We start from the raw sequence: 11,961 nt of genomic DNA, 5'->3' as shown, positions 1-11,961 counted from the left end.
TATAATACCATTATTGTTCGGAATAGTAAAGATATAGCAGTGATTTTTAAGTTCATTTTAACTAATCAAACAATTTATTACTGTATATATAAAAAGAAGAGATAGCATTTTCATTCTATCTCTTCTAATTTCTATTATTTTTCTTTCCAAACTTCTAAAGTTCGTATTTGATTTTCCTCTACTTTTCTAACTACAAATGTTAATTTATCTATAGAGTAAACAGCCCCGACTTTAGCTTCATATTTTTCTAAATACACATAAGCTCCAATCGTATCTACTTCTTCATGAGGAAGCTGTACATGGAACAATGCGTTCACATCTTGAATAGGAACCCAACCATCGACTAGATAGTGACCATTTTTTAACTTTTTAATTAAGCTTTGTTCATCTTCATCGAACTCATCTCGAATTTCTCCAGTAATCTCCTCAACTATATCCTCAAGTGTAACTACACCACTAGTTCCTCCATATTCATCAGTTATAACAATCATATGTTCTCTATTTTGTTTAATAGTTGCTAAAACTTGAGAAATAGGTGTATGCTCAAAGATTTTTATAGCTGGAGCGATGTATTCTTCTAAATCTTTCGTTGTTTCTATAGGTTTATCTGTAAATAATAATTTCTTAACATTCAAAATCCCTAGAATTTTATCTTTGTCTCCATCTTCAATTACCGGGTATCTTGTGTATTCTTCTTGTTTTAATTGTCTCATTATAATTCCTAAAGAATCACTCATATCAATTGCTTCAACCTCTGTTCTAGGTGTCATGATCTCTTTAGCAATTTTATTATCGAATTCAAAAACTCTTTCTACATAGCGGTACTCTACATCATTAATTTGACCGTGTAGTCTTGAAGATTTCATAATCGTTCTAAGTTCTTGTTCACTGTGAATATCATCATGTTCAGAAGCAGGTTCGAATCCTAACATTTTCGCTATAAGATTAGCTAATGAATTAAGTAACCACACTAGTGGTCTCATAACTTTATCGAACATATACATTGGCCAAGCTACTCGCAAACATGTTTTTTCTGCAGATTGAATCGCTATAGTTTTAGGAACTAATTCTCCTAAAACAACATGTAAAAGAGTCATAAATCCAAATGCTACTACTAACGAAATAGTATGCGTAACAGTTTCGTTTAAGTTTAACAATTCAAAAATAGGATTAAATAGAGAATGAAATGTAGATTCCCCTATCCAACCTAATCCAAGAGAAACAATTGTAATGCCTAGCTGCGTTGCAGACAAGTAGTGATCTAATTGTTCTACCATCGTAACTAATATTTTTGCAGTTTTATTTCCTGATTCTACTAATTCATTTACCCTTGTTGGTCTAAGTTTAACAAGTGCAAATTCAAACATTACAAATATTGCCGAGGCAATAAGTAATAATACAATTATTAATATTTTAATTAAGATACTGAGATCCATATGGTTTTAATTTAACCTCTTTCCTTATTTTTTAGTCATTAATAAATAATTTTACTACATATGAAAATTTTTTTCAATCATTATAGTATCCTTCGATATTTTAGATTAGTAAAACTAGTAAATATTACAATTCAAAATATTGGAATTTTTCCATTACGGATGATAGTATATAAAATGAATGAAAACGTTAAATCGAGGTGCACCATGGAAAATTTTCAAAAATTTTGGACAGAAAAACTTAAATTAATCAAAACTATTCACCCCCAATACACCCTAAAGAAAACTTCATTTTCTAAATTTGATAATATAGAATTTTATGATCTATCCTTCTTTAGCTGTGACAATTCTAATATTTATGCAAAATACATAAAAAACATACAGTATAGAAAATTATATCCGAACAAAGATATACCAGTGCTTTTTTATTTTCATGGATACCCTGCATCTAGTAGAAATTGGCTTGAAAAATCATCATTTGCTTCATTAGGATATGATGTCGTTGCTATAGATTTTAGAAACCAAGGCGGTAAAAGTAAAGATTCAGGCAGTTCCGCACCCTCAGTTTTTGGACATCTAACAGTAGGTCTTGATGAAAATATAGAAGATATGATTTTTTATAAAAATATTCTAGACACTCTTATTTTAACTAAAATCGTATCTTCTTTCGAAGACGTCAATGAAAAAGAGCTTGTTAGTTTTGGGGCATCCCAAGGAGGAGCATTTTCTATAATATTTTCAGCACTAAACAAAAATGTAACGAAATGTATAAGTCTATATCCATTCTTGGCAGATTTCCAAAATAATTACGAAAAAGATAACAGAAAAAATGCATACTCAGAATTCACTCATCATGCAAGGTGGTTTAATACAAGAGGACAAAATACCGATACTTTCTTAAATAATCTATTCTACCTTGATACATTAAATTTCGCTAAACTTTTAAAGTGTAACGTGTTATTCGGCATTTCAAATCTAGACGAAGATTGTCCTAAAGAAACCCAAGAAAAAATATATTATAATATCAAAAGTCAGAAAAAATTATGCTTATATAAAAAGTATTATCACGAAAATATTCCAAACTTCAATAATGAAATAGTGAACTTTTTGTTAAAAGAAAAATAGGAGTAAAAAATGAAATTAGATAAATATAGAAATTTTAACTACGAAGAAATATTATTAAATATACCACACCCCTTTGTTCAATATAAAAAAATAAAATTTTCAGCAGTTGATAATTCAAAAATAGTTCTTGATCTAACTATCCCTAAATCTAAAATTAAAGGGGTTATTATTGATTCCCCTGAATTTAAAGTAAAAAACAAAGACTACTTAAATTTAGCTAAATACAGTATGCTTGGTTACATAATAGTTTCTTTACACATCAGAGGTCAAGCTGGAAACAGTGAAAATAAAACCCCTTGTTCTCATTTCCCATTCGTTGATTGCAATTACGAAAAACCTTATTATAACTTAGTATTTCAAGATAGCTTAGATACCATTCACCTTGTTGAAAAATTATTTCCAAATAAAGACATAATTGCAACCGGCCTAGGTCAAGGGGCTGCTATTAGCATAGTTTGTGCTAGTTATTACGATTCCATAAAAGAACTATTCATCTTAGACTGTTCGCTTTGTGATATTGTAAATACCTATAACAATAATAAAAAATATCCTTTTTTCAAGAATATTTATAAGTTTGAAAGTGATTTTTCTGATAAGATAGATCATCTATATTCTACACTAAATTCAATAGATGTACTAAATTTCAGTAATTCTATAAGACAAAAAGTACATTATGGACTTTCATACCTAGATCCTAAAACTCCAATTAAAACTCAGCTAAAACTTTTAGATACTCTACAAGATGTAGAAATTCAACATTATAAATTTTTGGACTATAAAAAAATATTCCAGCATCATTTTGATGATTATATACTGGAGATACTTGCTAATAAGTAGTAATAAATCGACATGAGAAATCTCATGTCGATTTAATTTTTTGTAATTAGCTTAATTTACCTTTTAGCTTCATGTTTTTAACAATTTTTTCAATAGAGTTTACATAAGCTGCTTTTCTCATAGGAATAGCAAATCTTTCTTTCACTTCCCAAATATCATTAAATGCTTTTGTCATAACTCTTGCTTGTTTTTCTACAACTTCTTCTTCTGTCCAGTAGTAACCTTGTAAGTTTTGTACCCATTCAAAGTAAGATACAGTAACACCACCACTATTCGCAAGAATATCAGGAATAACCACAACTCCTCTTTCTTGTAGAGTTTTATCTCCAGCTAAAGTTGCTGGTCCATTAGCACCTTCAGAAACAACAGCAGCTCTTATTAAATTAGCTTCTTTTTCATCAATAGCATTCTCTAATGCACAAGGGCACACTACATCTACATCTAAAGCCCAAAATTCATCTAGAGTTAAGCGTTTTGTGTTTGGTAATGTGTGGAATCTAACTCTATTATCTTTACATTCTTGCAGTTCTGCATATGATAATCCTTCTTCACGATAAACAGCATATTGAACACCATCATCATCACGCTCAGTTACAGCAACCACAGTAGCACCAAACTTCACAGCTGTATCAACAGTATAACTACCTACATTTCCAAAACCTTGGACAGCAAATTTCGCTCCTGCTGTAGATTTACCTAATTTCTCTAGTGCTAATTTTGCAGCAAGTGCCACACCGTATCCAGTCGCTTGAGTTCTACCTAAAGAACCACCTAATTCTAATGGTTTCCCAGTTAGCGTTCCTATACCTTGTTCTCCAGTAAGAACATTAAACTCATCAATCATCCAAGACATGATTTGTCCATTAGTATTAACATCTGGTGCAGGAACATCTTGTTTCTCACCTAGATATTTATATAACCCACGAATATATCCACGTGATAATCTTTCTAATTCACCTTTTGATAAGTCTTTTGGATCTACGATAATACCACCTTTACCTCCACCATATGGTAGATTAGCAACAGCACATTTAAATGTCATCCAAATTGATAATGCCTTAACTTCATCAGCTGTTACAAGTGGATGAAATCTTAATCCACCTTTTGTAGGACCGATTGCATCATTATGCTGAGAACGGAACCCTTTGAAGTATTTCACCTCACCATTATCCATTCTAACAGGAATAGAAATCTCAATAAATCTTTGCGGATCTTTTAAAGATTCATACACTTCTTCTTTATAACCTAAAACTTCACAAGCACCTTTAATTTGCTCTCTTGCGTTAACTAATGGATTGTTATTCATAACCACATCTCCTCAGAATGTTATTTTACATTTGACATGTAATATTGTTTTTATTAATTATATCAAATATCAAGGTAATTTGTAAACTTTTATTTTTAACAACTTTTTTAGATTATTATACTTTATTACGTAAACATATTTCTTAATTAATAAGAATAAAAAAAGGCTAACTTATAATCAAAAAACTAATAATAAGTTAGCTCTATAAAAAATAATCCTAGAAATTCTCAAGTTATCTATATTATTTTTATAAGTTTTTTAAGTTGTAATATGTTTTATTTTGAAAGAATTTTATCATAAATTAACTGTCATTAATTTATAATTTTCTGATTTTTTATCGTGTTAATCTTTTCTTATTTAGCATCATACCATGACGCTCCACTACTAGCTTCAGCTTTCAGTTGAACATCTAAATTAGCCGCTTCTTCCATAATTTTAATCATTTCTTTTGTAAACTCTTCTTCTATATCTTTATTTACATCAAATATTAATTCATCATGTACTTGTAATAATAATTTTGCATCTACATTTGTTTTTTCTAAATATTCAAATACATTAACCATAGCTATTTTTATAATATCCGCAGCAGTTCCTTGAATTGGTGAATTCATCGCAATACGCGCATTTAGATTAGCTACAATTTTATTCTTCGCATTAATATCTGGTAATGCTCTTCTTCTATTGAATAAAGTTTCTACATAACCGTGTTCTCTTGCAAAATCTACGATATCAGTCATATACTTATCAACACCTTTGAATGTTTCTAAATATTTGTCAATAAATTCTTTCGCACGTTTTCTAGTAATTCCAAGGTTGTTAGATAGACCAAAATCAGAAATCCCATAAACAATACCAAAGTTAACAGCTTTAGCTTCTCGACGCATTGAAGATGTCACCTCATCAAGGCTAACTCCGTTAACATCACTAGCTGTTTTAGTATGAATATCTACATCATGTTTAAAGGCATCTATCATTCCTTTGTCTTGTGCGATATGAGCTAATACTCTAAGCTCTATTTGCGAATAGTCAATAGATAAGATTACTCTATCATCAGAGGCTGGAACAAATGCTTTTCTGATTTTTTTCCCTTCTTCAATTCTCGTTGGTATATTTTGAAGATTTGGATTCACTGACGATAAGCGTCCTGTTTGAGCTAATGTTTGCTCATAACGTGTATGGATTTTCCCTTCACGAGTAATATCTTTTACTAACCCTTTTGCATAAGTTGAATTTAATTTTGTAATTGTTCTATACTCCATAATTAACGGAATAATTTCATGACTATGTTGTAGTTGTTCTAGTACCTCTACGGCTGTAGAATAACCAGTTTTTGTTTTCTTAATCGGTGGTAGTCCTAGATCCTCAAATAATACTACTCCTAGCTGCTTAGGTGAAGCTATATTGAATTCAGAACCAGCTAAAGTATATATGCTAGCTTCTAAAGTTTTAATTCTTTCATCAAACTCAGCACTCATTTCTTCAAGTGCTTTTTTACTAACATGTATTCCTTCATATTCCATATTAGCTAATACTTTAGCCACTTTAATCTCTATATCTTTATACAAGTCCGTCATATTTTCTTCTGCAAGTTTTTCTTCCATCAATGGTTTTATCAATGCAATACTCTCTGCAATTTCAGCTATATACGGATTAATAACTTCTTGAGCCGGTAAAGTTCGTTTTGCCCCCTTACCATATATTTCTTCATCACTACTCATTATTTTTCCAAGATAGTTAAAGACTATTTTATCAATTTCAGTTTTGGCATTAACATCAAGAAGATAAGATACAATTTTCACATCGAAAACTTCTCCATTAATATCTACGCCGTTTCTCTTCGCTATAAATAAAATCTTTTTAAAATCATAAACAGTTTTAGAAATTTCACTTTGAAGATAATCTACTACAAACTCATTAGTGAAAAATTGTTCTTCACTAAAAATATAAGCAGTTCCTTCTTTATAGACTACTATTCCAACTACATCTGAATTATGATAATCTTCCGTATAACACTCAACATGTAAAGTACTGTCGGTAAAATCTATTTTCGTATTTTTATCTGCTAAAACAATACTAACTTCCTTTTTAGGAGCAACTGTCTTTTCAGCAGTCATGTCCACCTCTTCAGTAGAAGTTTCTTGAGATAATTTTTTTAAAAATGAAACAAATTCAAGTTTTTCAAATAACTCTCTTTTTAGTTCTACATTCTCACTATATGTTAAATCTTCTAACTTATTATCAACTGGAACTTCAGTATAAATAGTTGCTAGTTTTTTACTTAATAGAGCATCTTCTCGACCTTCTGTTAGTCGCTCTTTTAGTTTTTTACCACTAATATTATCAATATTTTCTAGTACATTTTCTACAGTTTTATATTCAGTCAATAATTTTATCGCAGTTTTTTCACCAACTCCTGCAATTCCTGGGATATTATCACTCTTGTCCCCCATAAGACCTTTCATGTCAACGATTTGTCCCGGAGTTAATCCATATTTTTCAGCAATAAACTCAGGCGTATAATAATCTATATCTGTAACACCACGCTTAGTATAGTAAATTGTTATATTTTCACTAGCTAGTTGAGTTAAATCTTTATCTCCAGTCACTATTATTACTTCTAAACCTTCTTTTTCAGCGATTTTAGCATAACTTCCAATAATATCATCCGCTTCATAATCAAAATGTTCTTCATACTTTATTCCATATGAATCAAGAAGCTCTCTAACATATCCGAATTGTTCTACTAACTCACTAGGAGTTTTATCCCTAGTACCTTTGTATGCTTCATAACTTTGATGTCTAAACGTTTGTTTCCCCTTATCAAAGGCAACTAACGCATACTTTGGATTAGTGTCTGCCAATATTTTTTCTAGCATCAATGTAAAACCATATACACTATTTGTATAAAGTCCTTTTTTATTTTTTAAAGCTGGCATAGCGTAAAAAGCACGATAACTCAAACTATTACCATCTATTAATATTATCTTATCCATTTTCTTCTCCTAATAATTCTTAAAAAAACTATAAATGGGAGCAACTCAAAAATCTTATTTTTACAAAGCGATTTTTTCTAGTCACTCCCGTACAATTTATTTAATATTAAAGCTCAACCGTAAAGCTTATCGATATTCCATTAAAACTTTACATCTACATATTTTAAATTGATGAATATATAATCTTTTGTTTAATCCATCGTTAGCAAATAATCACTAAGTATTATTTTACAATAATTTGTAAATAATTTCTATTTTTCTCTTCCAAGAGTGGTGTTCAATTTCTTCTAGTAACTTAGCAGGAATCTCACGTTGTTCTCTTGTTCTTTCTATCATAAGTTCTAAAGCACCTACTATTCTATTTACAAATGCTGGTTTTTCTTCTTCAACAGCCTTATCAGTGTCATAAATAGTTGGCATTGCTATATATTCTATTATCTCAGAATTATTTATTTTGTCTCCAAGAAATTCTATAAGCCCTTCTATCTCAGTAGCAACTACTCTTAATCCACTTCCTAAAGCTTCAACCGCTATAAGACCTAACCCCTCAAAATAAGATGGTAGTATAAAAATATCTTTATGCCTCATTATTTCCCCTAAATGCGCTTGATCTACGGCATTATAAATTTTTATTTTCTTAGAATCACCAACTAAAGCTTCGACCCTAGGTCTATCCTCTTCTTTCAAATTCCCTATTAATTCTAATTCTACGTTATTGTCTTTTTTCTCTAATAATCTAAAGGCCTTTATCAACTCATAAAAACCTTTTGATTCATCAAATTTTCCTGCATATAAAATTTTTACAATACTTTGTTTTTCATATTTTTCAACAGGATAAAAAATCTTCTCATTATATCCAGCACCAATATTTACAATTTTATCCTCAGGGTAGCTATAGATATTAGAAATCCCTTCTATTGCACCACCGCTTAATGCTAATATCTTATCTAACTTAACAAGGCTTTTAACATACTTATCTTTCATTGCTGGGTTCTTTTCAGCTTGTCTTATATCCGTATTATGACAAACCCCAATTACTTTTTCACCTTTAAACACATCGCAAACTATAGAACTTAAAATCCATAAGTGATGTGTGATTACAACGTCTGGCTTAAATTCTTTTTTAGCTATTTCTAATTTTTTACGGAATGCACTTTGCCAAGTTTCCAACATCTCAACAGTCATATTTTTGTACAGAGTATTTTCATAAGGCATAATATCGCTCATCCCTACGATAGGAAAACTAATATCCTTACCTTGAAACTCAACTTCAAACTTTTCGTCTAAGAAATTAAAATCATATTCCGGCGTTGTTGCATAAACCGCAGCTTGTTCAACATCAAACTTCTTTAATCCCTCAATCACATTAGTAAAATATACACCACTTCCTGTCTTAATAGGCAATTGTGCTAAAACGTGTAGAATTTTCATAATTATCTTCCTCTATTTCATATTTTCCTTCACTTATATTATAACCTAATTTAACATTTTTTTATAGTAAACGTATTAATTCTTTAGGTTAGTTATATAAAAAAGAAACTCACCTAGAATAATTCTCTGCTCCATGTGAATTTCTTATAATTAAATTACTATCTCTATATTCTATAATTTCACAAGGGAGTGACTCAAAAATCGTGATTTCTAGAAACAAGATTTTGTCGAGTCCCCCCCTGCACAGTTTATTAGATATCTAAAAAGCTTTCATAAAGCGAATCTAGATATCAATAAACCACTGCGTCTATGAGTTATCATATACACTTTTTTAAAAATTTATGACTTTTTAAGTCAGCCTCTGTAACTTTATTAAAACGATAACCTATCGTTTATTTTAACTTCTACGCTCAACCACAAGATGATGCTTCTTGATCAACTTGTGTTTCTATATAATCATTTTTATTATAGAATGCATTTCTATATTTAGCAGTATTGAATGGTTCAATTAAATTAAAAATTGTGTAACCATCTAAACCAAGTTTTTTGCATACTTCTTTACTTTCTTCAGGTTTATCACTATAAACAAAAATTTCTGAATCTTTATTTAACTTATCTAAAATACTGTCTATTTCATTAGGTGAAACTTTGATTTCTTCATCACTTAAAATTTCACTACCTAAGTTTAAAAACTGCTTATTTTTACTTACTGAGATACGGTACTTGAATTCAGATAATAATACATTGCTGTATATTGCTTTACCATAGTCATATTGTTTAACCCCATCTCCAATATGAAGTTTCGTGAATCCACGCTCTCTTAATAATTTTTCAGTATTACGTGATGTTACATCGACTACACAATATAAAATTATATCTTTATCTTTATAATCATCTAGCACATCACTATTATTTTTAAAAAGTTTAATAGGTAAGTTTACCGCATTTATCGCATGCCCTCTTGCATACTCTTTTCTCCAACGAACATCTACAACAATTGCTTCATCGAAAGTTTTTTTCTCTACTTCTGCCCCAGCAATTCGTCCTGGCTTACCTTTTAACAATTTAAGCCAGAATGCATAAAGACCTAGTAATATAATTAACAGTATTATACCAATAACTACTAATATGTTCATCCTGTTTACTCCTTTCTTAACATAATTATATTATATCATACATTTTGTATTTTTAATAATAAATAATATTTTAAAATTGTTTTGATTTTTTTTCTATTTAAGAGTAAAATTATGATATAGATATTTTTTAGAAAGGAGATTTAAATGAAAATTTCCAAAATCAATAAAATAGAAAATAAGAATTTTAAACTTGAAACATCGTTACTTTTTGATGGAATTTTGGTTGGATTATTTGCTGGAATTGTCGGTGCTAGCTACAGATTACTTATAGGTTATAGTGAGAAACTAGTTCACTATACTGCAGAATTTATAAAAAATGGTTTCATATATAAGATATTCCTCTTAGGGGCGCTAATATTACTAGCCTTATTTTCTGGTTTCTTACTAAAACGAGAACCTATGGCTAGTGGAAGTGGAATTCCACAAGTATCTGCTGAAATTACGGGTCGATTAAATCCTAACCCATTACGCATACTTATTTATAAAATTACAGGTGGTTTAACAGCAAGTTTAGGTGGCTTATCTCTTGGACGCGAAGGTCCTTCTATTCAACTCGGTGCTATGAGTGGAAAACTTGTATCGAGAATTCTAAAAAAGGATATCATTAAAGAAAAATATTTTATTACTTGTGGTGCTAGTGCTGGACTCTCAATTGCTTTTGGCGCTCCATTGGCAGGGGTCTTATTTTCAATAGAAGAAGTTCACAAGCAAATCACAAAAAAAATCATTATTTGCTGTTTTAGTGCTGCTGTCGTAGCTAATATAGTTGGTCAATACATCTTTGGACTTACAGCTATCTTTAAATTCCCAGATATACCTTATGTGGAAGTTAGTATATATCCTTGGGTTGCCTTACTAGGAATATTATTGGGAATATTTGGAACATTTTATAATATTACTATAAAAATACTATTTAGAATTTATGAATTCTTGAAACTAAATATAGTATTTAGACCTCAGATAGCTTTTCTCATTTCATTTGTACTTTTTATTTTCTATCCTATAGTACTTGGAAGTGGGCATAATTTAGTAGAATTTTTAATTGAGAATAAATTTAGTTTTATGTTTTTATTAACATTATATTTTATAAAAACTTTATTCTCTCTTATATCATTTACTTCAGGAGTTGCAGGCGGTATATTCCTACCTATTTTAATTCAAGGTGCAATACTTGGGACATTATTTAGCAACTTCTTTGATGCAAAATACACAGCCTTATTCGTAATATTATCAATGTCTGGATACCTAACAGCAATTGTCAGAAGTCCTATTACTTCAATAATATTACTATTTGAAATGACACAAAAACTTAACTATTTCCTTCCTATAGCACTATGTTGCCTATTCGCTTATATGACTGCGAATATACTAGGAACAAAACCTGTTTATGAATATTTATTAGATCGCATACTAACTAGCAATAAACTAGAAGATAATGAAGTTGAAATGGAGGTAGAAATCCTCACAACAATATCAAACGATAGTTTCTTAGTTGGAAGATCTATCAGAGAAATAGAGTGGACAAAAAACACACTTATCTCTCAGATTGAACGCTCTGGACGTGAAATAGTACCAAAAGGAACAACAGTTTTAGAAGCTAACGACAAACTTACTGTAATAATGCCAAAAGAAAGTGTTGATGCATTCTTAGAAAAATTTAGTAAATAATTAAAGACTAGAAGATTTATTAAAATTCTTCT

The 11,961-nt window shown here is 30.0% G+C and carries 8 protein-coding genes; 3 read left to right on the top strand and 5 right to left on the bottom strand.

The features are described from left to right. Nucleotides 1–134: 134 nt before the first annotated feature. Nucleotides 135–1,436: a hemolysin family protein gene (locus GEMHA0001_RS05935; RefSeq protein ID WP_003145398.1), complete on the bottom strand. Its 1,302-nt coding sequence runs from the start codon at nucleotides 1,434–1,436 to the stop codon at nucleotides 135–137. 60 nt (nucleotides 1,437–1,496) lie between these two features. Between GEMHA0001_RS05935 and GEMHA0001_RS05930 the strand changes: the two genes are divergently transcribed. Together GEMHA0001_RS05930 and GEMHA0001_RS05925 are read left to right on the top strand one after the other, a co-directional pair. Further along, a complete protein-coding gene (locus tag GEMHA0001_RS05930) occupies nucleotides 1,497–2,558 on the top strand; it encodes an alpha/beta fold hydrolase (RefSeq protein WP_003145607.1) in 1,062 nt (353 codons plus the stop codon). A 9-nt stretch (nucleotides 2,559–2,567) separates the two neighbouring features. Next, complete coding sequence (locus GEMHA0001_RS05925; protein ID WP_003145513.1) at nucleotides 2,568–3,395, top strand: acetylxylan esterase; 828 nt, start codon at nucleotides 2,568–2,570, stop codon at nucleotides 3,393–3,395. Between the two features lie 46 nt (nucleotides 3,396–3,441). Here the strand turns inward: GEMHA0001_RS05925 and GEMHA0001_RS05920 are convergent, their stop codons facing one another. From GEMHA0001_RS05920 to GEMHA0001_RS05905, 4 genes are all read right to left on the bottom strand, one after another. After that, nucleotides 3,442–4,701 carry a Glu/Leu/Phe/Val family dehydrogenase gene (locus tag GEMHA0001_RS05920; protein ID WP_003145356.1) on the bottom strand — a complete coding sequence of 420 codons (1,260 nt, stop codon included), beginning with the start codon at nucleotides 4,699–4,701 and terminating at the stop codon, nucleotides 3,442–3,444. A gap of 353 nt (nucleotides 4,702–5,054) precedes the next feature. Continuing rightward, nucleotides 5,055–7,694: a DNA polymerase I gene (gene polA, locus GEMHA0001_RS05915; RefSeq protein ID WP_003145261.1), complete on the bottom strand. Its 2,640-nt coding sequence runs from the start codon at nucleotides 7,692–7,694 to the stop codon at nucleotides 5,055–5,057. Nucleotides 7,695–7,922: 228 nt separating this feature from the next. Next, nucleotides 7,923–9,125: a glycosyltransferase family 4 protein gene (locus GEMHA0001_RS05910; protein WP_003145175.1), complete on the bottom strand. Its 1,203-nt coding sequence runs from the start codon at nucleotides 9,123–9,125 to the stop codon at nucleotides 7,923–7,925. 410 nt (nucleotides 9,126–9,535) lie between these two features. Beyond that, nucleotides 9,536–10,261, bottom strand: a complete 726-nt coding sequence (locus GEMHA0001_RS05905; RefSeq protein WP_003145305.1) for a rhodanese-like domain-containing protein — start codon at nucleotides 10,259–10,261, stop codon at nucleotides 9,536–9,538. A gap of 144 nt (nucleotides 10,262–10,405) precedes the next feature. Here GEMHA0001_RS05905 and GEMHA0001_RS05900 point away from each other — a divergent pair, with 144 nt between their 5' ends. Next, complete coding sequence (locus GEMHA0001_RS05900; RefSeq protein ID WP_003144868.1) at nucleotides 10,406–11,929, top strand: ClC family H(+)/Cl(-) exchange transporter; 1,524 nt, start codon at nucleotides 10,406–10,408, stop codon at nucleotides 11,927–11,929. Nucleotides 11,930–11,961 lie beyond the last annotated feature (32 nt).

It is taken from the genome of Gemella haemolysans ATCC 10379, from assembly GCF_000173915.1.
GTDB classification, from domain to species: domain Bacteria; phylum Bacillota; class Bacilli; order Staphylococcales; family Gemellaceae; genus Gemella; species Gemella haemolysans.
The sequence above is the reverse complement of the archived record's forward strand: the minus strand, read 5'-3'. Positions and strand labels throughout refer to the sequence as shown.